The organism is Nitrosopumilaceae archaeon AB1(1), assembly GCA_033471095.1.
Classification (GTDB): Archaea; Thermoproteota; Nitrososphaeria; order Nitrososphaerales; family Nitrosopumilaceae; genus Nitrosoabyssus; species Nitrosoabyssus spongiisocia.
In genome coordinates this window covers 902,653-926,058 of sequence record CP136752.1, presented here as the reverse complement: position 1 = coordinate 926,058, position 23,406 = coordinate 902,653, and the positions used below count along the sequence as shown (strand labels likewise).

The 23,406-nt window shown below is 33.4% G+C and carries 26 protein-coding genes and 1 pseudogene; 9 read left to right on the top strand and 18 right to left on the bottom strand.

Translation table 11 applies throughout. The annotated features are described in order from the left end of the window. Positions 1–122: 122 nt before the first annotated feature. A complete protein-coding gene (locus tag R1F52_05475) occupies positions 123–590 on the top strand; it encodes an Hsp20/alpha crystallin family protein (protein ID WOV92563.1) in 468 nt (155 codons plus the stop codon). Here R1F52_05475 and R1F52_05470 read toward each other — a convergent pair. From R1F52_05470 to R1F52_05435, 8 genes are read right to left on the bottom strand one after another with little or no spacing between them, the layout of a single operon-like run. Further along, positions 587–1,699, bottom strand: coding sequence for a DNA topoisomerase IV subunit A (locus R1F52_05470; GenBank protein ID WOV92562.1), 1,113 nt, complete (start codon positions 1,697–1,699; stop codon positions 587–589). The genes R1F52_05475 and R1F52_05470 overlap by 4 nt on opposite strands. After that, a complete protein-coding gene (locus R1F52_05465) occupies positions 1,674–3,521 on the bottom strand; it encodes a DNA topoisomerase VI subunit B (protein ID WOV92561.1) in 1,848 nt (615 codons plus the stop codon). The genes R1F52_05470 and R1F52_05465 overlap by 26 nt, the downstream gene beginning before the upstream one ends. Further along, positions 3,511–4,083, bottom strand: coding sequence for a KH domain-containing protein (locus R1F52_05460; GenBank protein WOV92560.1), 573 nt, complete (start codon positions 4,081–4,083; stop codon positions 3,511–3,513). Before R1F52_05460 ends, R1F52_05465 begins: the two co-directional genes overlap by 11 nt. After that, a complete protein-coding gene (locus tag R1F52_05455) occupies positions 4,080–4,859 on the bottom strand; it encodes a serine protein kinase RIO (protein WOV92559.1) in 780 nt (259 codons plus the stop codon). The genes R1F52_05460 and R1F52_05455 overlap by 4 nt, the downstream gene beginning before the upstream one ends. A gap of 19 nt (positions 4,860–4,878) precedes the next feature. Then, entirely contained in the window at positions 4,879–5,190 is a 312-nt protein-coding gene (gene eif1A, locus R1F52_05450) for a translation initiation factor eIF-1A (GenBank protein ID WOV92558.1), read from the bottom strand. Between the two features lie 50 nt (positions 5,191–5,240). Continuing rightward, the gene (locus R1F52_05445; protein ID WOV92557.1) at positions 5,241–5,537 is read right to left on the bottom strand and encodes a DUF424 family protein; all 297 of its coding nucleotides are present in this window, start codon (positions 5,535–5,537) and stop codon (positions 5,241–5,243) included. Then, on the bottom strand, positions 5,537–5,959 hold the full coding sequence (locus tag R1F52_05440; GenBank protein WOV92556.1) for a translation initiation factor IF-2: 423 nt from the start codon (positions 5,957–5,959) through the stop codon (positions 5,537–5,539). The genes R1F52_05445 and R1F52_05440 overlap by 1 nt, the downstream gene beginning before the upstream one ends. Positions 5,960–6,016: 57 nt before the next feature. Beyond that, positions 6,017–6,160, bottom strand: a complete 144-nt coding sequence (locus tag R1F52_05435; protein ID WOV92555.1) for a DUF5679 domain-containing protein — start codon at positions 6,158–6,160, stop codon at positions 6,017–6,019. Between the two features lie 307 nt (positions 6,161–6,467). On the opposite strand from R1F52_05435, the gene R1F52_05430 reads away from it, so the two are divergent. The 3 genes from R1F52_05430 to pyrF are packed head-to-tail and all read left to right on the top strand — an operon-like array spanning position 6,468 to position 8,879. After that, positions 6,468–7,466: an adenylosuccinate synthetase gene (locus tag R1F52_05430; GenBank protein WOV92554.1), complete on the top strand. Its 999-nt coding sequence runs from the start codon at positions 6,468–6,470 to the stop codon at positions 7,464–7,466. A gap of 38 nt (positions 7,467–7,504) precedes the next feature. Further along, on the top strand, positions 7,505–8,173 hold the full coding sequence (locus R1F52_05425) for a hypothetical protein (protein ID WOV92553.1): 669 nt from the start codon (positions 7,505–7,507) through the stop codon (positions 8,171–8,173). Beyond that, positions 8,154–8,879, top strand: coding sequence for an orotidine-5'-phosphate decarboxylase (gene pyrF, locus R1F52_05420; protein ID WOV93873.1), 726 nt, complete (start codon positions 8,154–8,156; stop codon positions 8,877–8,879). Before R1F52_05425 ends, pyrF begins: the two co-directional genes overlap by 20 nt. On the opposite strand, the gene R1F52_05415 is transcribed toward pyrF, so the two are convergent. The 4 genes and pseudogenes from R1F52_05415 to R1F52_05400 all read right to left on the bottom strand — a co-directional run bounded on the left by R1F52_05415 (position 8,859) and on the right by R1F52_05400 (position 11,791). Next, positions 8,859–9,284: a bis(5'-nucleosyl)-tetraphosphatase gene (locus R1F52_05415; GenBank protein ID WOV92552.1), complete on the bottom strand. Its 426-nt coding sequence runs from the start codon at positions 9,282–9,284 to the stop codon at positions 8,859–8,861. The genes pyrF and R1F52_05415 overlap by 21 nt on opposite strands. Further along, positions 9,281–10,063 (bottom strand): polyprenyl diphosphate synthase, encoded by a 783-nt coding sequence (gene uppS / locus R1F52_05410; GenBank protein ID WOV92551.1) that lies wholly within the window; start codon positions 10,061–10,063, stop codon positions 9,281–9,283. The genes R1F52_05415 and uppS overlap by 4 nt, the downstream gene beginning before the upstream one ends. Before the next feature lie 31 nt (positions 10,064–10,094). Beyond that, positions 10,095–11,222, bottom strand: a pseudogene (locus tag R1F52_05405) (DUF373 family protein). Between the two features lie 74 nt (positions 11,223–11,296). Beyond that, positions 11,297–11,791 (bottom strand): hypothetical protein, encoded by a 495-nt coding sequence (locus R1F52_05400; protein WOV92550.1) that lies wholly within the window; start codon positions 11,789–11,791, stop codon positions 11,297–11,299. A gap of 184 nt (positions 11,792–11,975) precedes the next feature. On the opposite strand from R1F52_05400, the gene R1F52_05395 reads away from it, so the two are divergent. Further along, positions 11,976–13,085, top strand: a complete 1,110-nt coding sequence (locus tag R1F52_05395) for a hypothetical protein (GenBank protein ID WOV92549.1) — start codon at positions 11,976–11,978, stop codon at positions 13,083–13,085. A 52-nt stretch (positions 13,086–13,137) separates the two neighbouring features. Continuing rightward, positions 13,138–13,776: a class I SAM-dependent methyltransferase gene (locus R1F52_05390; protein WOV92548.1), complete on the top strand. Its 639-nt coding sequence runs from the start codon at positions 13,138–13,140 to the stop codon at positions 13,774–13,776. Here R1F52_05390 and R1F52_05385 read toward each other — a convergent pair. The 3 genes from R1F52_05385 to R1F52_05375 form a co-directional block, all read right to left on the bottom strand. Then, entirely contained in the window at positions 13,750–16,179 is a 2,430-nt protein-coding gene (locus R1F52_05385) for an ABC transporter substrate-binding protein (protein WOV92547.1), read from the bottom strand. The genes R1F52_05390 and R1F52_05385 overlap by 27 nt on opposite strands. 66 nt (positions 16,180–16,245) lie before the next feature. Next, complete coding sequence (locus R1F52_05380) at positions 16,246–17,994, bottom strand: DUF2070 family protein (protein WOV92546.1); 1,749 nt, start codon at positions 17,992–17,994, stop codon at positions 16,246–16,248. Positions 17,995–18,003: 9 nt separating this feature from the next. Next, on the bottom strand, positions 18,004–18,168 hold the full coding sequence (locus R1F52_05375; GenBank protein WOV92545.1) for a preprotein translocase subunit Sec61beta: 165 nt from the start codon (positions 18,166–18,168) through the stop codon (positions 18,004–18,006). Between the two features lie 1,179 nt (positions 18,169–19,347). Between R1F52_05375 and R1F52_05370 the strand changes: the two genes are divergently transcribed. Beyond that, a complete protein-coding gene (locus R1F52_05370; protein ID WOV92544.1) occupies positions 19,348–20,364 on the top strand; it encodes a galactose-1-phosphate uridylyltransferase in 1,017 nt (338 codons plus the stop codon). Here the strand turns inward: R1F52_05370 and R1F52_05365 are convergent. Further along, positions 20,361–21,332 (bottom strand): CPBP family glutamic-type intramembrane protease, encoded by a 972-nt coding sequence (locus R1F52_05365; GenBank protein WOV92543.1) that lies wholly within the window; start codon positions 21,330–21,332, stop codon positions 20,361–20,363. The two genes, R1F52_05370 and R1F52_05365, sit on opposite strands and share 4 nt — an antisense overlap. A gap of 5 nt (positions 21,333–21,337) precedes the next feature. Next, positions 21,338–21,646 carry a stress response translation initiation inhibitor YciH gene (gene yciH / locus R1F52_05360; GenBank protein ID WOV92542.1) on the bottom strand — a complete coding sequence of 103 codons (309 nt, stop codon included), beginning with the start codon at positions 21,644–21,646 and terminating at the stop codon, positions 21,338–21,340. Between the two features lie 146 nt (positions 21,647–21,792). On the opposite strand from yciH, the gene R1F52_05355 reads away from it, so the two are divergent. After that, the gene (locus R1F52_05355) at positions 21,793–22,428 is read left to right on the top strand and encodes a hypothetical protein (GenBank protein ID WOV92541.1); all 636 of its coding nucleotides are present in this window, start codon (positions 21,793–21,795) and stop codon (positions 22,426–22,428) included. After that, positions 22,418–22,588: a 30S ribosomal protein S27ae gene (locus R1F52_05350; GenBank protein ID WOV92540.1), complete on the top strand. Its 171-nt coding sequence runs from the start codon at positions 22,418–22,420 to the stop codon at positions 22,586–22,588. The genes R1F52_05355 and R1F52_05350 overlap by 11 nt, the downstream gene beginning before the upstream one ends. Before the next feature lie 85 nt (positions 22,589–22,673). On the opposite strand, the gene R1F52_05345 is transcribed toward R1F52_05350, so the two are convergent. Next, positions 22,674–23,399 (bottom strand): hypothetical protein, encoded by a 726-nt coding sequence (locus R1F52_05345; GenBank protein ID WOV92539.1) that lies wholly within the window; start codon positions 23,397–23,399, stop codon positions 22,674–22,676. Positions 23,400–23,406: the final 7 nt, after the last annotated feature.

The following is a 23,406-nucleotide window of genomic DNA, read 5'->3' as shown; positions in this document are numbered from 1 at the left end:
ATTTTTTACTACCCATTAATAATTTAAAGGAAATGGGATAAAATCATATAGATGTATCAGTTATTAGATAATTTATCCGAATAACAGCACATATTATATTTGGTCAAATTTGACTTAAACTTGTGTCAAACTACGAAAATACATACTCTGATGAAAAATCTCTCAATTTTATAGTGCCAATAGCTATGATTATTCTACTAGGAATAGTATACATAATGACTCAAAGATCGGGTATTGGTTTTGTCAGTTTCTTTTTAATTGGAGCAACAGCAATCACAATATTTTACTGGAATAGAACAGTGAAAAAAATGATACTCAGTAAAAAGGCCAAATACAAAAAAACAAATCAAGAAACTAAAAGTTGGGTATATGATCTCATAAAAAGTGAAGATGGAATTGTGTTTGTTGCGGAAATTCCAGGGCCAGAAGATAAAATAATGGTCAGATTGATAGAGGGTGTTTTATACATCAGAGGTTCGGGAAATTTTTCAAAAGAATTGACAATTGAGAATGCTAAACAAATGGAAATTGGTGATTTTAAATATAGAAATGGTGTTTTGACATTACGAATTAAAACAATGAAATCTTAGAGTGTTTTAGATATTTCTATTTTATGAGGAAGATATTTATCAGTAATATTTGTAAGACCATACTTTGAGAATGCTTCTAATTCAGCTTTACGTTTCAATTTTAAAAATACATCTAATTCTTTTTTCCATATACCTTTTTGGTAACGTGGATCTTTTTTGAGATCACGACATCGTTTAATATCTGAATCAGTCATAGGTATAGTTGGAAGTTTGAATTTTTCAATATCAGTTGCCCACACACCTACCCATTTGGCATCAGGCACAGTGAGCTCACGTAAATGAGCAGCATTTGCAGATCCAGATTTAATCACCATAGCAATATGTTCACCATAGACATCACCGTCAGTGAGAATAATTACAGGTAGACTCAGTTCATCGTGTAATCGTTTCAAAAGAGTTCTAGTAGAACGCGCAGCCTGACCGCCGGTATCCACAATAATGGCCTTAAATTTCTTATCGACTTGTTCCTCAATGAATCTAGTGAAAAGACCACCCTTCTCCACTGCGATCACAATATCTGCGCTAGAATCTACAAATTCAGATGTAGTAAGGCTTGGGCCTATGGCATATCCATCAGGATGATTTGAGAGATTCATCTTCTTACCCTCATATCCTGGAACGGTATACTCTATGTCAAGATCACCGAAAATACTACTACGTTCTTCAGGAAAAACGTGAAATGTTTCACGAGGTTTGGATAATACAGCTTCCAAATCCACAATTATATTATCCGATTCTGCCTGATTTTCAAAATCTACAGCAAAAGCTTGTGAAGAATAATACACGTCACGAAGTGTAGATGACTTTTTTTCCTGCGTAAGTCGATTTGCAAAAAATGCAAGCCAAACTAGTTGGGTAAAGGATCTCACTTGTGATGTATTTTTAGAACTACGAAGTGATGCAGTATTACCAAGGATGTATTGACGCAGTTCAGGATCATATATGATGTTACGAGTAGATTTACTAGGAATGGAAAATGAGGGGAATTTATTTTCATTCAGAGCATCATAAATTATTTTACCTTGATCATGCAACATTTTGAGTAAATCAGTGTGCTGATTTTGCAAAGATTTTTTAGTTTTTTTATTCAGACGTTTTTTCAGTGTCATGATTTGCCTCCCTTGCTACTAGTTCAAGCATATTTTTATAATTTGGTTCTTTTTTCACTCCTGCCAGTTCAGTACAAAATTGTGAAATCAAGGGTAAGTATTTTTGATATAGATTAACACGTTTTTTAACCATATCAGCTCTGCCGCGCTTGGACATATAGGATGCCATTTTACGAGATAAAAATTGTAGTGCTAATTTAATTTCACGTTCAATCTCAGGACGATCGGCAACATTTTCTTTTCCTACAGTTTTGTACGGCACACGTGTAGAGCATATATGAGATACAATTACCATAGGGGCCTCTCCTTTGATTTTATATCGAGTCCAATCGATATCAGAGATTACTTTGGACACAACATCACTACCTTCATCATATAATAATGGAATTCTATTTGCAAATCTAAATAATTTTATTCCATCATGTGGGATATCACCACCGTATGCTATACCAATCTCGATAACAAATGGAAATCCAGAGTATGCTGATGCATTTCTCTGTATCACGGTAGAAAAATCTGGTTTGAAAAATTTGTTTATGCCAACGTTTAGTGAATCCTCTCCAAGTGGTGCAAGACACGTAGGATCTGGTGGGAGAAAATTAAATTTTTGCAGAGCATTACAGAATTGTACTATATCCTGATTGGTCAAAGTACCCACACGTTTCTCTGGTTTAAAACCGGCAAACTCAGATAAATTTTGGGCAGTGATTTTACCAATTCTTTGAAAACGTTTGGTAAGAAACACAGTCAATGTTTCCCCTTGTGACATTTTTACCAAGTCCGAATAGTATTTACTAGTTGTATCAAGTAACATGTTTACAGATTTTGCACCATCCCAATAATGTAGTTGCTTTGCAGAGACATCAATGTCTTCAATACGAATACCATCAAGATCATCAAGTTTAATGTCTAAGAATGACAATATAGACAAGGCCATCTTTGTAGGAGTACTTAATTTTCTCCATGATTTCTTTGCTTTTAGTAGAATTTTTTTTGTGTCACGTGTTTTATTGTCTAAATTGATTTCAGATTTAATTTGCTTTATTAGAGAGCTATTAAATTCTGGTAGTTCAAACGTGCTAAGGGCTATCATACGACGCATTGTCTCTACATCAACACCGTAAGGATGAGGATTGATTATGGTTGGTGGTGTAGGCATGGTAGTGACAATTCGGTCATATGAGAACTTTGAATTCTTTGGATCATCAAATGTAATAGTAGAGTAGGGAGTAATCAGAGAAGTTTGATAGATATAATCACGTATTTTGGTACCTGCTTTGGAATAATCACCATCAAGACAAATACTTACAGATAATCCACTGGACTTGTGCGGTGATGTAGTATGCTTTAGTACAACCGGTTTATTTTTTTGAATGTCAATTAGTAATTCATACTCATCTCGAATTTCACCATCTGTAGAACTAGTAATTTTAACGGGTTGGTTTGTTGTAATTTGTGCATATAAAATTGCCATTGTAGCTCCAAGTCCAAACATGCCTCGTGCCTGTTTTAAGCCAAATTTTGAACCATACAACACAGTTCCAAAGGCAAGTGGAATGTGTTTTGAATTCATCCCAGGACCATTATCTTTGACAGTCAATATGTATTGTTTGGGATCATTTTTTTCAGGATCAACGGCTTTTATGCTTATATGAATTTTAGGTAAAATGTTATGTTGATCACATGCGTCAAGACCATTTTCTACAAACTCTCTAACTGCAGTGTATAGTGAACGTGCCGGATTACTAAATCCAGCGAGATCACGATTGCGATAAAAGAATTCGCTTGGTGAAATTTGATTGAAATTTTCTTTATTGACCAATATTTTGACCCTCCCACAATATCATTTTTTCTTGTTTTTCTATATGACGTACAGATTCTAATTTACGATACACAGAACGATGAACACTGCCAGAACATAATGATGTAATCGCATCGACTATTAGAGATATTTTTTTTGTTGTAGATATTACAGATACAGTTTTGCCATATACAGATATGTGGGATCCAGTTAAAGTCTCCAAATTACGTCTAGCTTTACCATTTGTGCCTATGAGTCTGGATTTTATACGTTCAATCTGTGATGGTGATTTTGAGCTAAAATCTCTCAAATCCAATATGTGTAATTGATAATCGTCTTTTAATAATTCTAATGCTTTGGATGGAGAAAATCCACGTCCGATCGCATTTACAATATTGACAGCTTTGAAAGGTAAAAGTGGATCAGTGGATGTATTACTAGTGATTAGAATTTCTCCAGTTTTACTATCAATATTTAATTTAACACTACACATGGATTCAATTGTATATTTTGTTTTACCAGATTTACCAATCAACGCACCAATTCTAGCTAGAGGGATACGAACAGGTTTTTCAAATATCATAATGTCACCTCTTTGATTACATCAATTGGATTAGTCACTTGTAAACCTCGTTTAACAAAAAATGAAGAGACATTATTAATGTCTCTCTCCAATAGAGACATAGCATTTGGATGTCTAGTATCAACAGCAGAGCCTAAATCAAATAAGACAAGGCCATTATTAGTCTTGAAAACATTATACCCAGACAAATCAGCATGAATAAGATGTGCTTTGTTGTACAAAATATCAATCAGTTCAATCATGGAGTTATAGTCATTTTTATTTACATCACATTGTACTAGAGTCTTTGCAGGAACTCCACCATCTCCAATAAAATCCATAGCTAGAACATTTTTATCTACATATAGTGGCGCAGGAACAGATATACCAAAACTTTGACATCTATGGAGATTTTTAAACTCTTTTTTTGCCCATTGATATACTAAACTTCTAGTATTTTTTTTAACATGGGTAAATCGTGGATCACCCGTTATGTAAGACGCACGTTTCTTAAAATTAGATGTAGAGGTCAAATATGTTTTAAGTGCAATGTTTACATTATCTTTGACCGCCCAAAAAACTACAGATTCTTTACCGGCGCTCACAACTCCGTTTACATACGAGATTATATGTGAATTTATCATTTTATACATAGTCATCACAGTAGTGCGATCGAGTACTTCATTTACCACTTTATTTTTTTTAAATCCGGCAAATAATTTAGAAGTGTTTCTCGAATTAGATTTATTATCTAACTTTATTTCAAAATCATTTATCAATGATTCATCATTTTTCAAAACAGAGATCGCCTAGACATCAAAAGTCACGGGCCAAATGACCGTTATTTTTGAGCCAATCTACCTGTGGTAATGTAAATCTCCACACTATATCGCCACGTTCATCTGCTTTAAAATCCCACGGAGCAATTATGACAATATCATTATCACGAATCCAAATCCTACGTTTCAATTTGCCACGAATTCTACCTCTACGTGTTATAGAATCTGTACATTTTATCAATACTTGATCGCTACCAAGTAATTTTATTACTCTACCCAACAACTCCCCTTCCTCAGGAAGTTTAATCTCTTTGAGTTCACTTTCATTTAGGACTTTACGTTTTCCCATATATGAGAATAATTCATTTATTATATAATTGTGTAGTAAATATCAGATAATTACATCTTGTAGACAATCAAAAATTGTGTATTATTAATTTTTTTAACTGCACCAGTAGAACCAATTCCAAGTTTTAAAGACAGGGAAATTATATTTTGTCCAACCATATTAAGTATTGTAGATTTACGCAATAATGTTTCAGCTTCAGATATTCCAATTACATCTCCTCCATAGTATTTTGGGCTTATGTGTAAATTCAAAGATTCAGTTGTAATATTTTTATCAAGAAGATCAGCATCACAGATGTTTGTTAGAATTGTATCTTTGCGCTCTATAATATTTACAGAAAATGACATCAGGCATATTTTCCTTTCATGGTAGATTTTGCGCCACATGCCTCACATACTAAAAAGGATATACGATTTTCTTTTACAACTGTAGTGTCAGGACTGGAACATGTAATACACTCTAAATAATCTTTAACATACAATTCTAAAAGACGTGTGAAATCTTCTGGATCTCGTTTACCTATGAACATAGCCATATCTCCAATACGTTCTGCAGGTACTGCAAATTCTTTGGCAAGATACTGCATTAATTTTTCAGGTTCTCTGCGTAACACTTTGGAGAAATCTAAAAAGTTACGAAGAAATGTTTTTTGTCCTTCCCAAGTTACATCAACAACTGGTAATTCAAATCGATCAGCAGTGTTTGTGGCATCGTTGGATAAACTAGATTTAATTTCATCAAGAAGAGCAACATAGTCTTTTTTAGTCATATATAAAAAATTAAAAAGAGTTTGTCTTATATGAATTTATAAAAAAGAGGGGTGAGACTATGCCTTGCCTATACGGAAAACATTAGTCCCACATTCAGGACAAGTACCTTTAAGGGCGGGACGACCGTTTTTGAGTGTTGTTTCTTGTTGATTTTTGATTTCCCGTTTTGTTCTGCATTTTACACAATATGCTTCTGCCATTATAACTAACAACGACATTACAACGTATTTAGTGAGCGTTGGTAAATAATTATTAACAATTAGGATAATCATTATAATGAATTTTAGAAAAATTAGTAAAAAATACTAAAATAAAGTGGATCAAGTTTATTTATTTCAAAAATGTTACAATTTCCACACAACTTTGAAAAAATTAACATAATTTACCAAAAAATAATCTGTAAATTATCATAATCATATAAATTCAAATAATTTAGATTAAGAAAAAACGATCACAATTCAATCACATAACTTTATGAGTTAAATATGCATGACATGAAAAAAAAGCATGGTTGTGACAGTGGTAGTTGGTGGATTTTTCGGAGATGAGGGAAAGGGCAAAATCATATCATATCTGGCACACAAAGATAATCCACAGATAATCGTCAGAGGTGGGGCAGGACCGAATGCAGGACATACCATAAAGGAAGAAGGAAGGATATACAAGGTACGAATGCTCCCTAGTGGTTTTCTAAATAAGAATGCACGAATAATGATTGGGCCTGGAGTCGTGGTGGATCCAACAGTATTACATAAAGAAATTGAAGAATTTAATGTAAAAGAACGAGTATCTATTGATAATAATTGTGGTATAATAACTCAAGACCACAAAGATCAAGACACACAGGGTATGTTGCAAAAAAAAATTGGAAGTACGGGATCTGGAACAGGTCCTGCTAATGCACAGAGAGCTTTACGCACATTACAATTGGCAAAAAATATTGAATCATTAAAATCATATCTTGTAGATGTTCCTAGTATAATTGATACGGCAATTAAATCAAAACAAAATGTACTTGTAGAAGGCACGCAAGGAACATTTCTATCGTTATGGCACGGAACATATCCATTTGTAACATCAAAGGATGTGACAGCATCAGGAATATGTGCAGATGTAGGAATCGGTCCAACAAAAGTTGATGATGTAATGGTAGTATTCAAAGCGTATGTGACACGAGTTGGCACAGGTCCGTTAGATAATGAATTATCAGCAGAGGAGACGGAGAAACGTGGATGGTCAGAGGTCGGAACTGTAACTGGACGACAGAGACGGGCTGCAGAATTTGATTTTAATTTGGCCCGAAGAGCAGTTTTATTGAATGGGGCAACACAGATTGCCATTACAAAGATGGATGTTTTATATCCAAAATGTGCACAAAATACATCATATGATGATTTAGAAGACGATGTAAAAATATTCATACAGAAAATAGAGAAGGAATTGAAATTACAAGTGGTAATTATAGGCACCGGGCCTAATGCCAAAGATGTAATAGATAGAAGATAAGTTAGGTTTTAATTTAGATAAATGATTATTAATTATATATGGACACACTTCCTTTGTATGTCAAAGTTAGTTCTATGCTCGAATTTGCACGGCTTGTATGTGCGTTAGAGAGAATGCCACGTATATCATTTATGCATAAACTAAATGATGTCAAAGTGATTTCAGTACAAATGGATTTATTAAAAGAGAGACCCATCATTTACTACTTCCCAATAGGACAAGAAGATGGAGAATTTATACAATATGGTTTCAAGAATGGTAACGAATACACAGCAATCATAAATTCTACAAAAGATTCACAGTTTATTTACTCACCCATTATACATATAAAATCACTATCACCAAATCTTTTGCCAGAATCAAAAGAGTTGAAAGAAAAGTATCATCCTTTGGAACTAGAAGATTTAACTAGCCTTGCCAGAATCAGTTATGGGTTCGAGGAGGCACCATTCCCACTCTTTGCATTCCCATACAAGGACAAATGGATGATGGGTATTTTTATGAATTTAAATGAAGAAGGTGCATCATATTTTTGTTTTATTAGAATGAACGGTAATCCTAACAAGTCATTTTTGAAATATTCTGCAAATAGTGGTACAGCACCAGAAATTGTCGAGAGTCCCGGAAGTCATGGATTTACACACATCAAAGTAATAAAATTGGAGGAGACACATCCACTTGTCTATTATGAACAGTTACAAGACTAGAATAAAGAAAACCTCTAAAAAAAATGGAAAGATCATACTTGCTTGTGATTTTTCACCAAATGTAGCACATATAGAGGATAAAGTTATAAAAATTATCAAGGATTTAGTTCAGTACATTTGTGGTGTGAAATTGAATATGCATCTATTACTTCCACTTGATGCCAAATCAATTAGTAGAATTACAAAGATAGCACATGAATCAAACCTAGTAGTTTTAGCAGATATAAAACTAAACGATATTGGAAATACCAATAATATTACCACAAAAATATTATGGAAGATGGGATTTGATGGAGTTATAGTAAACCCCATTATGGGATTAGATAATTTGAAAAAAATAGTTGTAGAATCGCATAAAAAAAAGAAAGGTGTGATCGCATTATGTCATATGAGTTCTCCAGAATCTACCACATCATATGAACTGAAAATCAATAAAAAAAAGTTGTATCATTATTTTTTAAAATGGGCAGTAGATACCAATGCAGATGGAATTATAGTCGGAGCTACATTTCCAAAAATTATAACAGAATGTAAAGGAAAAATAGGTAAAAAATTAGAGATATACTCTCCAGGTATAGGGGTTCAAGGCGGTGATGCAAAGAGTGTAATTTCTGCTGGCACAGATTACATCATAGTAGGTAGGTCAATTATTAATTCTAAAAACCCATTACAAAAAATAAAGAAATTATTTATCCAAACTAGATAAATATTCAGAGGCAAGTATTAAAATATTTTTAGAATTTTTATGTGTAGTTCGTTTTATTGCATCATCAATTGATAACCATGCAGATGATTGGTGTTCGTCAGATAGAATAATATCAACAGTTTTAGATTCGGCTAAATAATAAATTACAGTTTTGTGAATCAATTGACCATTGTATGTAAAATCATACTCTACGTGTCGGGAAAAGCCATCGATAAAATGTAAATCAGTAATACCAGTTTCTTCTTTTGTTTCACGAATTGCCGCCTCATGTGCTGTTTCACCATCTTCGACTTTACCTTTTACAAAATTCCAATGTCCTTGAATATATTGAAGAAGCAAATATGATTTACCATCACTTGTGTTACGATATATGATTACACCCCCAGAGGTTTGTGAATATGTCATAAGCCTAAACGTCTATTCCTGTTTTGAAATGTATTTAAAACTTTAAGAAATGTGTTTTTTGTAAAATCAGGCCAAAATTGATCTATAAAAAATAATTCGCTATAACCACTCTGCCATGTTAGAAAGTCACTCAAGCGCTTTTCACCGGATGTACGTAGAATAAGATCAGGGGAGGGATATGGCAAGTGAGATGTATAGAGATTTTCCTCTATGATGTGTTTATCAATTTCGTCTATATTCAGGGAACCACATTTCACTTTAGCAGATATTTTCTTAACGGCATCAAGAATTTCAGTTTGTCCTCCATATGCAAGGGCAAGATTCAGAAAACGAGAATCATAATCTTTCGTAACATCTTCTAATTTTTTTAATATTGATTGAACATTTTGTGGTAAATTATCAATTTTGCCTATCCCTTTTACTTGAATTTTGTGTGTATGTATTATTGAATCATCATATAATTGTTGTAATTTCTTCTCCATTAATTCATACAAGTAGGGCAACCCATCGTATCGCTGAAGATTTTCTATTGATAAAAGATATAATGAAAGAATTTTAATATCAAGATCTGTCCACCATAAAATTATATTTGTGGCAGTCTCAGCTCCCAAAGAATATGCTTTGTGGATAGTTTTAGAATTGTGAAGTGCCCATCTTCTATTTCCATCTAGAATTACAGCCACATGATTTAGTGGTTTTTCACATTGATTGTTGTCTTTAAGTAGGGATGGGGTTTTACTGCGAGATAGTTTTGATAAATTAGACCAAGATAAATTCATATAATTATTATTGCTGAGGGTAATCTAAATATTATTCCATTTCTTCGTTTTTTTGATTTCTATATCTTTTAAACAACAACATGGCAGAGAATAGAGTAACAGACAGACCACTCACAAGTGGGATAATAAGAAAAAAGGGATCATCGTCATAAATCAAAACATTTGTGAATGTATGAACTGTTGGGTATAATGAGGCTAAAACCACCAATCGTAGTATATCAGTGATCTGACGCTTTATACCACCAATCACGTTTGTAAGATATATTCCTGTAAAGATTACACCTATGCCTGCCCACAAGACAGGTAGGGTGCCAGAAATGAATTGGCCAACTAGTACTTTATTGGATAAGATTTGTGAAAAATTAAGTCCAGATAAAACATCAAGTTGTGCTACAGAAATACCAGAGCCTATTGAGGATATAATTAGAATAAGACCAGTAATTAATGTAAAGAGCTTTATAAAACCAGTAGGAGTAGGTTTGGTCCAACTACTCCATGCGCGATCAATGTCAAACGCACGAATTAAAAATGCTCCACCAAGTATGCTTACCAACACCGCAAAAATTTCAGCAGTGTAACCAAACACAGTTGCAATACCACCAATTAATAATAAAATTCCAGGAACACCAAGAAAGAATTTGGAATATTTTGTATCATATGCAATCATTTTAAGATATTTACCAAATACAGCATATGAATATTCTACAGTCCTACTAGTCTTTATTACAACACGCTGAACAGAGACAATTGGAAGAATGGTTTGAATTATAGGAATTACAGATTCATCGTCTTCACCATCAGAAACAATGACTGCCCCAGTAGACAAAAATTTATTATGAAAAGATTTAATTTCTAACAGAATTTTTTCATCAGCTTGTACACCTCAATCTTTAATTCCAGCTGCAATCATAACCTCAGCAGTGTAACCTTTACTTATCAGATCTTCATATGTCTTTATGGCAGAAAAGATTGCGTTCGAGTCTGCATCTTCTGGATCCTCAAGGGCTAATCGTTGTGCAGCTTCAATGCAATTATTACGACCCACAACAGGGGTTTTAATCCCAGCCTTCTCACCTACGTCATTATCACGATCGACACAAATTACCAACAATTTTGCGTGAGTAGATTCAGATTTGGAGACGGGTGTATTTTCAAGCATAGACAATATATGGTATGATCATATTTTTAAAAATTACGAATCTTCAGGATCAAATCACACATTCATGTGATTAATTACGGTCTAGATGTATAAGATTGCTCAATCATGCGTTCAACATTTGCCAATCTAGAACGAATATTCTCTAATTTCTCCTCAATACCATCTGACGACTCGGCAGATAACATCTCAGCGACCAAGATGGTATCTCTGAGATACGAATTATACTCGCGTAACGCATTTATGAATATCACATAACTCTCGACCCATTCATCATCGGCCTGACTCTTTACTAGACGTATGATTTGTTCATTAATTTGATCTGTAGATATTTGAACGCCATATGCGTATTGTTCAAAAGTAATATCATCATTTAAAAATTGTTTGAACGAATCTTGATTGTGATCATTTATAGAGTCATAAATATTTTTTACACCATCTAGATGATCATCAAAGTTTTGAACAATTTCCACCATAGCAAAATTTGTAGGAATAAACCACACAGCCGAGCTGGCAATAGTTATGGCACCAAGTATTGTAATTGTCAGAATTAGGCCTTTCTTTGATATCATGATTTACATTTTAATTCTATGTATTTAAAAATAACAATTGAAGGTTCTGTAACATCTTGGGCGTTATTCATAGAATCATAGAGAAGAAAATAGTTAAAACACTGGATAATGTTATAGAACCTGTATGAGTCAATGTTATATATCTCTCAAAGTATACTAGTATCCATCAAGAGATGTTATGAAAATGGTTTGGATTTATGAGCAAACAGATGGTAAAGCAATAAAAAAATTCCTCAAAAATGGTATGCCAGATCCAATGTATTTTGGTGGAGGATTTTATCAAAATAGAGAATATGATGATTCATCACATTCACGTGCATATGTTGAAATCAACCCATACATAGGCACAAGAAAGCAAAATATGAGTTTACCACTAGCATCCAAGACCGTTCGCAGTATAGAAATCTGGAAGGAGCCCGGATACAAAGATTGTAAACTTGTTGCAACATGTATACCAGAAGAGATGGAAATATTTACGAAAATGCTAAGAACATCACATAGAAAAACAGAGTCAAATATTCCAGATTGGTTAAAAGAAGGATATGGAGCTGATCAAGAAGTTTTAATGTTTGATGTAGAATTAGATCGTCAAATAACATTTACAGAATTTGATGAATCTCAAGAACCATTTCTAGACAAACTCATATACAGACTTGCAATTGAAGATGCCGTTTTTGTTCAAATAATATTTTCACAGATAGATCAATTGTCAGAGGTGTGTAGAAAATCAACAGGTAAATTAAATAAAATTGGGCCGAAGGATAAAACGCAGATTTCCATAACAGGTTGGCACTCCAAATTACCAAAATTATCTGAGAAACGTGAAGTGAAAAAGGAATCAAAATTTTATCAGCGGCAAAAAAATATTTATGAAAAACGTAAGAATGAGCCACTAGTAGCAGTATCCATACGTGGTTTTATATGTACTAAATCCTATAAATCAACACTTGATTCATTGAAAGGGTTGTTTGAAATGATCAAAGTTCAAGATGATAAATTAATTATTCATGATTATCCGCTTCATAGGAATTTTGGTCAATATATGACAGATAGGACTCTATCGTCACAGCACGGATTCAATACATTATTAGCAATGGGATCTAATATCTGGTCAAAAACAAAGTGGGGAGAGGGTAAAGATTTTGTTCCATTTTTAGTTATGAATCATACGGAATTGAACAATATATTTTTAAAATTACCAACAGATATAGCAATTCCAGTAACATTTCAACGTGAAACAATATCTAAAACAAATCCAAAAAAAGTGGGATTTTTGATGGGTTATGCAAGATGAAATTTTATGACACCATAAAATATTAGTAATAAATGATATTGTGTAATGAGTAATGGTAGATGTAGAAATGGACGATGTAGAGAAATTATTTGATAATTGGTCAAATTCTGGGAGGGCAGAAGACATGGAAAAAGGACACAAGACAACTACATTACCATTTTTGAATTCTTTGAAATTGAATAATAAATTTTCATTTTTAGAGATTGGTTGTGGCAATGGATGGGTTATAAGAAATATTGCAAAAAAAGACAATTGTATTAGAGCATTAGGAATTGACAAGAGTTTCGGCATGATAAAGAGAGCAAGATTCATGTCAAAAGATGTCAAAGAACAATTCATACATACAGATTTTGAAAAATATATGTTTAATGAACAATTTGATGTAATATTTTCTATGGAAGTATTATACTATATGAAATCAATACAAAGTGCAATAAATAAAATTTATACTCTTACAAAATCTCAAGGTATAGCAATATTTGGAACAGATTTTTATCTTGAGAATAAAGATACCACTCACTGGGGTAAAGAGATGAATCTTAAACTACATTTATTCAGCATTGAGCAGTGGAATAAATTATGGACAAATGTAGGATTTACCACAAAAATTACGCATGTAACTGATCCGACTAGTGATGAATTGTGGAAGAGAAATATTGGCACATTATTCATTACTAGTACCAAGCCGTGAACGACGTCTTGTGTATACAACTAGTAATACAACGACGAGTCCCATTATTAGAAATATGATTCCAATGTGGTTCTGCTGAGAAACGAGTAATTCAACTCTATCAAATTCAGCTAGAGGTAAAGAATCATTTTGATTACTAGTGATAAAATTTGTCTCCACTATGTCCGGTCTCAAGGCATCATCAGATATTGCAAACAATTTCAGAGTTGTAGCTCCAAGAGTAAAATTTTGTAAAATATTATAATCAAAATGTATACTACCCACATTATCATAAATTTTTATAGAATCAAAAACAATTCCAATTCCTTTAGAATTCGTTAGATAATAATAAACATCATCTACATTGTTTGTTGTTATATTTACTACAAAAGGGGTATTGAGAGATACAACATCAGGTATAATTATACTATTAATCTCTGGTAATTTGACATTAGTTAGAGACAGCCATGAATCTCTATTAATAGAATCATATGATACTGCTTTAACAGTTATAGTTCTAGATTCAGGTCTGTAAGATTCTAATTGAAATGGACCATTACTAATGACTGCATGGTTATTCCCATCTATCCATTTAATTGAAGAGTCGTATCTAGATTGCAAGATGCCTGGGTTTTCATGTGCCAAAGCAGGCGGAATATAATCAGACGGTATATTTTTCAAGTATTCAGATATCAACATTGCATCATTTTCCACAATAAGGGATAGCCAATTTATCATCTTTGCAGTGGCCGACAATCTCGTAAATGCCACTTTATCATCAATAACTGCCTGCTCCATGACAACAAAAATCTCCCATGGTGTAGTAGGCCACACAGAAACTAAATTTGCAATTTCATCATCATCAAAATGCCAAAAATCAAGATAGAGTGTAATGGTGTCATCATCTACAATATGTATTCCAGCAAGTATATTATTAATCGGGGCTAGTTGAGGGCTAAATTCAGGATCAAACGTAGTAGAATTAATACTCGTACCCCATTCTTGTACAAAGTACAAACTATACAGAATGTCATTCATATCCATATTTTCACCGTGATGCCATTTTGTAAAATTTATATCAAATGTAACCATGCTAGTGGCCGTTCCATAGACAGACGTCCACTGTTTTTTGGAAGAATTCCACAATATACTATCAGGGTGGATATCCACAGTACCATCATTTCCATTACTAATCACAGTATAATTTACAAGAAATGGTACAAAATTACCACTATGTGGATGTAGGTATACTCCAGGATCACTTAGTGTGTTTAAAATAACTCGACTATACCCATCAGTAAATCCCCCAACAGGGTTCCACGATCCTTGATAAATTTGAGGCATACCAATTTTAACTAAATTTGAATCTGTTTTTTCAAGATTAACCAAGGTAAATCTGTTTGATATACCGGCACCAAAATCATCTACTACACCAGTAATATCACCTCCCGTCACATAATTATCAAGGGCTCCGGCAAGAAAGATTCGAATTGATTCAGTCATTCCGTGAACAATTGCTTCTTGTACAAGCAATTGACGATCTTGTTCGGTGATGAAATCACCAGTATAGATACGCTGAGTTAGATTATCCAATGCATCATGTTTATAATTCCAATAAGATGGATTTCCAAATCCAGGCATATTACCAAGCCAAGGAGCATACATTTGGGATAAAGATATACGATCATGTTTGACGAATGCAGAAGACGCCCACGCCTCTGTGTATAAATGCCAATTAAAGTTAGCAGGATCGGAGCCATATACTAGTACAAATGCCTTATTCAAATCACCGAATTCTCGCTCTACCATAAAACCGAATTCTTCTAAATGAAACGCCAATAATTCCCCAATGGATTTTCTAACAGGATCATCACTTCTAATAAAGAATTTCAATATGATTGGTTTATCTTCATAATACCAAGTGTCATCAATTAGAACAGCTCCAGAATCTAATAGTGATTCTGTCAGTAGTTGTTTTGCAAACTCTGAATCATATACAAAATTGAAGGATTCGACCTGATCAATAATATTCAAATACGTAGGACTGGTTTTTCCATAATTGGAGGTTTGAGTAAATCCGTGACCGCCAAGAAGTTCATTTACAATCAAATCACGATCTACAAGAAAATTTAACGCAAATCTTGCTTTTTGAGTGGAGAATGGATTGAATTCTATGCCAGTAGCAGGATTGACAAGTATACTGTAAAAGTTACCACTTGCCCTATACACACCTAAATTTTCACGATCATCCAAAGTTATTCTATCATACGGAATAGATGCAAGATAGACATCCAAATTATCATGTCGGATCTCCTCAAGTGCGGTATTTTTATCAGCGTATTGAATAAATTGTAGTGTATCTGTATCTGCATATACAGGATAGAAAAATAAAATGAATAATGGGAAAAAGTATAATAATTTCATAAATGGAATGAGTTAATCACATCTTAATAATTTTGTCATAAATTGATATGCAAAAATACAGTCAAGTCAAAATATTGGAAGTGTGGTGAAAAGATAGAATCCAAATGTGACAGACATGTAAATCTTGGTAATTTTCATAGATTTATCCACAGCNTCAGAGAGAGAACCTAAAAGAAAAGTACCCATAATTTTCACGCTACTTTGTTTCTCTAATAATTCAAATTCTGCCTCAACCATATTACTTGTAGATTCTTTAGCCAACTGTAGATACCAATCAGCTACATTATCTTTAGTAGATATGATTCCAAATTGATAATAGCCATTACGGTTTCGTACCTTCAATTCCCATGAATAATGTGTGTCAGATGTACAGATTTCTAACAATCGTAAATTATTTGCCTCAAATTTAGATACAACATGTTCACGTAAACCATTTTCCATATTGTTAGCATCAGCCCACCCCAAAAAATATTTTTTACCATTTATTTTCATGCATAATATTCCAAGCCCCCCCATAGCTAAATCAGAATTATGTATATTCATATCCTGAGAATTCGCATAGCCAAATTCAAGTGGATAGTCCTTTTTAGTAATTAATTCATCAAGTGTGGATTTTGCAGCTTTGAGTATATCTTTAGAGTCAGCATCATCAATCTCTTTACCCATAGCATTATGGCAGTCTATGGTCAAAACATGTTCAAATTTCCTATTTTTCGCCATTGATTCAATATCATGTCTAGTGTGACTTGGCAAATCTTCCATACCATGTGGAGATAAAGACAAAAGTAATACAGCAGTTCTCCCAAATCTTATTCCAGTAACTCGTGCTTTATTTATTTGAGTCATGATTGGTTCTGTACATGTCAGTCCCTGCGATGATTTTGAGCTTGTAAGTATACTTTGTAAATAATTATCCACCTCTGTTTTAGATGGAAGGTTCAAAGAGTGATCAGATATACTATGCATAATCATTGCAGAAGAGTTTAGACGTTTATACATCAGATACGGGATGTTACTACCACCGATTGGGTGATATGGGCCCGGATGAATATCAGGCAGTACCAGTCGAAAATCAGAATCGCCATCATTTCCATAAAGACGTAATTGAGATGTCATCACTGTAGAGAGTTTAGAATGACTCTCCATAATAGTCTCAACAGAGGTATGATCGCCTTTTACTGACATTAAATATGATTGAACCATTTTGTGAGTGCTCTCCACACCCGGACGTCCAGAACGATCAGTATGAATTGACCACGTAGTGGCAATAATCATAAATATCACCCCAAACAAGATAGCAAAAGGATCCAACAGTATAACACCCCATTGGTCGTATGGAATTAATACTAAAAATAATGATAATGGCTGTAGCATACAAATCAACCAAGATCTAAATACATTCAGACCAAGTGTGGTTGTAAATAAACCAATTCTAAACGCTGCAAACAAAAACATTCCTTCTACAATATACATCGAGTTAATCTCAGTTTGAAAAACAATACTAGATAGATATCCGGTTCCAATTACAGCAAACCACAATCCATTGCTGAATAAAGACATATGTACAGATTTAGAATACTCTTTTTTTGGTGTAAATTTTGAATCTAGATATTGAGTTACAAACAAAACAACAATCATTGGTAAAATTAATAGATAATTTGCAGGGTTGGGCAGATATACAGTATGTACTAGAAGACCAATTGCTGCCACAACACCAATTACAAAGATCAAAGAATGATAGTATGATGATGGATTAAACAAGGTGAGGGTATAACGTTTGTGTATACGTGATGTGTCATCGCTAGGAGCAGTCATGACATTTGATCAGGGAGCCAAAAATATATCAATTGCCCAAGAAACTGCAATCAGAGCTATTGGTATTGTAACAACGATTCTTGGATCAACTTTGAAACCTTTGGTTTCATCCTCAAAGAATCGCAGTAGACCAGCGCTGGATGCAGGTAGTGGATTATTATTTTTCTTACTCATGATTACAAATCGTAAAGTAATTTTCAATAAAAACTTTTTGTATATATGGTCATATGCGTTCAGGTCCCCCTCAGACATTCCAACAACATATCTTTGATGTTCAGGTCACATCCCCATTTCTCCTCCTCCAAGTCAGATAACATGTCACCAATATGCCAAACAGCCTCATTTCTCTCTCATTAATAATATGTCCTCTAACTGTGTGATGAACAACTATCCTTTGCAGTTCATGTTCGGTAGGTATTATTTGTAGTATCCATATCATCATATTTGAGAAATGTAACTAGATTTGGTGCAGATACTTTTAATGTATAACCATACTGTTCTTGTTTGACATTCATGTAGGAACAGGCAATTGATAAGATATGCCGCACTACCATATCCAAATTCATAATATCTAAAGATCACGTTTGTGATTACTAATAATATGTTGAGCGATTTGAGTTTGTGATATCTGTGGAATATCTGTGATTGTTTTAGACATTCTGTTAATCTTGGTAATATTTTTGCTCTTGCATTCATAGCAACATTATACATCACATAGAATTACCCTAGAGGTTTTCTTTTGTGTGATGCTAGTGTGTCCTCTCTTAAATTTCCTCTTTGTACTAGTATTCACACTATCTTTCGTGCTTGCTGTCTTTTTTTTGGATTATTTGTACAATAGTGAATCTGTAGATGATGTAGGATTTGAATTTTCATAAAATAACAGTCTGCACTTGAGTTTTATATTCTCAGATTGTAATGTGTTATTGTCTAGTATGACTTTGACTATAATTATTTAATTTTATCATTGTCTTGAATTATTTTTCCAATTTTTCCACACAGATATCTTACTTTTGAATCAGTCAAGAGTTATCATAATCCCTGTAAATCTTGTATGATTGATACAATCACAACACGACATGAATCAACAAACACTTGGCATACACCAAGCTTTTCCTAATTGAAATGATGGACCTGTAGATTTATTAGGATTAACCTAGGAAATAATGATGAAATAAAAATAAAACTTGATTGTCATTGTGTAGTATGTTAGGAGACCTAAACGCACACATATGGTCACTTGTGATGAATAACGATGCCATAACAATACATTATAATTGATTTTTTAATTCTGAGTATAGATTTGTATAAAAATATGAAAACATTATAACAGAAGTAAATGTCAAAATATTGTTGAATAATATTAGAAGAGACGAGGTAGCAGATAGATTAGTAATAATATCGCCAAAGGACACCTCGAAAAAATCTGACAAAACATGCCCATATTGTCCAGGTAATGAAAAGATGACAAATCCCTCAACATTATCCCTTGTAGAGAAAGACGGAATACTACAAAGATTACAAGACATTGAAGAAAATTATGTCACAAACTGGTCTATTAGAACATTTGAAAGTGCCCAACCGGCATTATCGACAAATGCAGAAAATGAATATGGAGAGAAACCGCTGTATTATGAGCCAGCGTATGGTTATCACCACATTATTGTAGCTACACCAAATCATAAAGAGACATTCTCAACACTAAATGTTGCGCAATGGTCTAATGTACTTGTAGTCATACAAGAGAAAATAAAATGGTTATACACACAAAAAAATGTGGCATATATCTCTCTGTGTATAAATCAGGGAGAAGAGGCAGGGAGTAAATATGATCATCCGTACGTGGATGTAATAACATTTCCTATGATACCACCAGTAATTGAAAAAGGAATCAAGACGACATCAGAGATCATGGATGAGAGTGGAATATGTCCAATGTGTAAATCGACGGAGGACGAATATTGTATGGAGCGACAGATATTGAAAACAAATGGTTTTAAAGCTTTTTGTCCGTGGTCACCATCACATCCATTTGAATTTTGTATATGCCCAGTAAAACATGCTACAATTTTCTCAAAGATAACTCAGAAAGAGATTGTAGATTTGGCAACTATATTATGTGCCACTCTCGGAGGATTAGGCAAAATAAATCCAAAGATTGCATATAGCATAGTATTTCATTTATCTCCAGAAAAAAGAACAACTAAACTCATACACTGGCACATAGAAGTATATCCAATTACACACAAAAAATCAGGTATGGAATATGGATATGGAGTCTTTTTGAATGATACATCACCAGAAGAGGCATCAGTCATACTTCGAACTGAGGCCAGAAAAGTACTAGCCGATATTGTAGGCATTAATTAGTGCATTTTATAGTCATATTTGTTTTTGAAATAAACAAGTAAGATTATACCAACACTCAATATTCCAGTTACAACAAAGAGTAGTTCTAGTGTATTTAGTAGCGAATGAGAGAACGCATCTGTCACAGATATAGAATTTGTGTCTGCCACAAATAGAGCAAATCCATATATGAAATAATTTGTAGCCCAGTGGACTAGTATGGAACATATTAGACCATGATGAACATATACCCAACCAAGTATTATGCCTGCAAGGGTAGCTTGTAGAAATTTTCCACTTGTCCATAAATCTCCAGAGAGAACATGAGATAAACCAAACACGATACTAGATATTATTATAATTATTGGAATAGTGGATTTTGACGAATTTGTTAAATTTGGCCTCCACAGAAAACTAAAAAAAGTTGTGAATGAAAATTTACGGTTATAGAGCAAAAATAATGGTACCCCTATCAAAAGCACACGAAAAATCGGCTCCTCCACAAGTGGAGCAATTAAGACACGATAGAATTGAATTAGAATCAGATCAATGTCCAAGATTTCAGTAGGAATTCCAATATGATCTTGAACTGTGGTGACTATGAGAGACACTAGAATCAGAATGCTAAACCATTTAATTACAACTATCAAAGTATTATACTCCACGTCAGGTTTGGCATCAAGTATTCTCTTTATTGATACAAGCAAATTAGCACGTCTGCCAAATATAGAGATAGAAAATAATCCTAAAAATATACACCAAATTATGGTAAATGCGTCACCTACGGAAATTAATAGATCAAATCCAACTAGCCATTGAAGATCAACATTACCTATGATATAATCATAATGAATATTATCATCAACATCTGCATTAAAAACAAGATAAATACCAAGTGGAAATGATAACAACATTAAACCAAATAATATAGAGATCAGTGCTGCATAAGGAATACATAATAGTTGTAAAAGTTTCTGTGGAATATTCAATAGTTCTAATGCAGCTCGATTGTTGATTCAGTGAATCCAAGTCCAACTAGGGATTCTTTTATCGTATCACGATGATCGCCTTGAAGAAAAATATATCCGTCTTTTGCAGTTCCACCACACGCGTATTTTGATTTTAATTCTTTAGCCACACTCTCAAGATTATTCAATTTAGAATCAAGACCTTCGATCATAGTACCTTTTTTCTTAAAACGTCTAGTTTCTAAGCGAATAATGATTTTAGTACTATCTTTAGCAAGATCACCACAAGCACACAAATCTTCTGGTAGTCCACAAGTGTTACAAATTACTGCCATTCGTTCACTTTTATAAGCGACTATACATTATTAAGCCTTGTTAGTTGTAGTCATTAACTTAAAAGCGTTACATCATACAATGATCAATGTAATTTAATCAAGATTTATATAAAAATATAGAAAGATCTGTTTGTTAGAAGATGTCAATGCAAATAACAAATAAAACTGAAAATGGGTTCATGCGCAGAGAAGAAATTCATTGTGAATTTACTAATCTTGGAGGCAAGTTAACCAGAACGCAAGCCAAAGAAATGGTTGCAAAGGAATTAAAAAAAGATATCGAATCTATAATATCCATAAAATTACAAACTCATGTAGGAAAAACATTACTAACGGGTCTGTTTTATATTTATGATGATCAGGAATTGGCTAAAAAACATGTTAACCCATCGATCTTTAAACGTATTGAAAAAGTGAAAAGTAAATTAGAAGAAAAAGAGGGTAAAGATGAGAAACCAGTAGAAGGTAAAGATGAGAAACCAGTAGAGAAATCAGTAGAAGGTAAAGATGAGAAACCAGTAGACAAATCAGTAGAAGGTAAAGATGAGAAACCAGTAGACAAATCAGTAGAAGGTAAAGATGAGAAACCAGTAGACAAATCAGTAGAAGGTAAAGATAAGAAATCAGTAGAAGGTAAAGATAAGAAACCAATAGAGGGTAAAGATGAGAAACCAGTAGACAAATCAGTAGAGGGTAAAGATGAGAAACCAGTAGAGAGTAAAGATAAGAAACCAGTAGAGGGTAAAGAGAACAAAGGAGATGTAAATACAGATGACAAGTAAGAAAGGATTTAGCCCTAAAGTTTCCGCATATTTTAAAATTGAAAATGATAAAGTTGTGAGAGAGCGTAAAACGTGCTCACGTTGTGGCAAGGGAGTATACATGTCACAGCACAAGGACAGAAGTACGTGTGGCAAATGTGGATTAACTGAATTCAAATAGCACCTCAACAAAATTGAGTCATCACAAATCAGATGGCTTTTCCAGATTCATCATTGGTGTAAATTATACAATAAATCACTATTTGTTAAATCTGTTGTAGTAATTTGTGTGCTTGACGTTTTTGTATTTTAGTACTTTTTTGTACAAACATATCAAGTTTTTCTTTAAATTCAGATGTAAGTTTAACTTTTGATAACATCTGAACAGATAGTCGTGTGGTATTTTGATCAAGATCTATATTAGTACGTGGAAGACCGCATGATAACCAAAATTTCAACGTCTTATCTTCCAATTTATAATCACGAAATCCAGATGGAAATTTTTTGGTGATATGAGATACAAGAGTTTGATCTGAAAATATTGCTCGGGGTTCAAGTAAACGTGAACTATCTGAATAAGTATTCTCAAAAATACTACTTGAAATTTCATCAGATATAATTCCCATTGTAGATACACGATGCATCAATTCCAAGTAGTGTAAAAATTCATGTCCCAATATAGCATGAATGGTTCCTTTTAATCCAAAAGCTACAAGAGGTGCAGATATTTGAATTACAGATTTAAGTTTATCATCAATTGTTAATGGTATTGTACGCGCATAAAGAATACCGTATTGATTAGAACTAGTGTCACCTCTTGCAATAACAACAGAGGGATCAACATATGCTACAGGATAATTTATTCCAGATGCTTTTTCAATTCTATTAATTCCCTCAACAACTAGAGGGAACCGCTTCTCAATTAGATCACATATTTTTTCAGGTAACGCACCGGACTGTTTGGATTTATCAACGTGAGCCAAGGGATTCATTATACAA

Coding starts and splice junctions, on each gene's coding strand:
- R1F52_05400 (WOV92550.1), bottom strand. CDS start 11,791: ATGATATCAAAGAAAGGCCTAATTCTGACAATTACAATACTTGGTGCC.
- yciH (WOV92542.1), bottom strand. CDS start 21,646: ATGGCAGTAATTTGTAACACTTGTGGACTACCAGAAGATTTGTGTGCT.
- R1F52_05440 (WOV92556.1), bottom strand. CDS start 5,959: ATGACTAAAAAAGACTATGTTGCTCTTCTTGATGAAATTAAATCTAGT.
- eif1A (WOV92558.1), bottom strand. CDS start 5,190: ATGGGAAAACGTAAAGTCCTAAATGAAAGTGAACTCAAAGAGATTAAA.
- R1F52_05375 (WOV92545.1), bottom strand. CDS start 18,168: ATGAGTAAGAAAAATAATAATCCACTACCTGCATCCAGCGCTGGTCTA.
- pyrF (WOV93873.1), top strand. CDS start 8,154: ATGAACAGTTACAAGACTAGAATAAAGAAAACCTCTAAAAAAAATGGA.
- R1F52_05430 (WOV92554.1), top strand. CDS start 6,468: ATGGTTGTGACAGTGGTAGTTGGTGGATTTTTCGGAGATGAGGGAAAG.
- R1F52_05350 (WOV92540.1), top strand. CDS start 22,418: ATGACAAGTAAGAAAGGATTTAGCCCTAAAGTTTCCGCATATTTTAAA.
- R1F52_05390 (WOV92548.1), top strand. CDS start 13,138: ATGGTAGATGTAGAAATGGACGATGTAGAGAAATTATTTGATAATTGG.
- R1F52_05355 (WOV92541.1), top strand. CDS start 21,793: ATGCAAATAACAAATAAAACTGAAAATGGGTTCATGCGCAGAGAAGAA.
- R1F52_05470 (WOV92562.1), bottom strand. CDS start 1,699: ATGACACTGAAAAAACGTCTGAATAAAAAAACTAAAAAATCTTTGCAA.
- R1F52_05445 (WOV92557.1), bottom strand. CDS start 5,537: ATGTCATTTTCTGTAAATATTATAGAGCGCAAAGATACAATTCTAACA.
- R1F52_05460 (WOV92560.1), bottom strand. CDS start 4,083: ATGATATTTGAAAAACCTGTTCGTATCCCTCTAGCTAGAATTGGTGCG.
- uppS (WOV92551.1), bottom strand. CDS start 10,063: ATGAATTTATCTTGGTCTAATTTATCAAAACTATCTCGCAGTAAAACC.
- R1F52_05385 (WOV92547.1), bottom strand. CDS start 16,179: ATGAAATTATTATACTTTTTCCCATTATTCATTTTATTTTTCTATCCT.
- R1F52_05415 (WOV92552.1), bottom strand. CDS start 9,284: ATGACATATTCACAAACCTCTGGGGGTGTAATCATATATCGTAACACA.
- R1F52_05345 (WOV92539.1), bottom strand. CDS start 23,399: ATGAATCCCTTGGCTCACGTTGATAAATCCAAACAGTCCGGTGCGTTA.
- R1F52_05435 (WOV92555.1), bottom strand. CDS start 6,160: ATGGCAGAAGCATATTGTGTAAAATGCAGAACAAAACGGGAAATCAAA.
- R1F52_05425 (WOV92553.1), top strand. CDS start 7,505: ATGGACACACTTCCTTTGTATGTCAAAGTTAGTTCTATGCTCGAATTT.
- R1F52_05395 (WOV92549.1), top strand. CDS start 11,976: ATGGTTTGGATTTATGAGCAAACAGATGGTAAAGCAATAAAAAAATTC.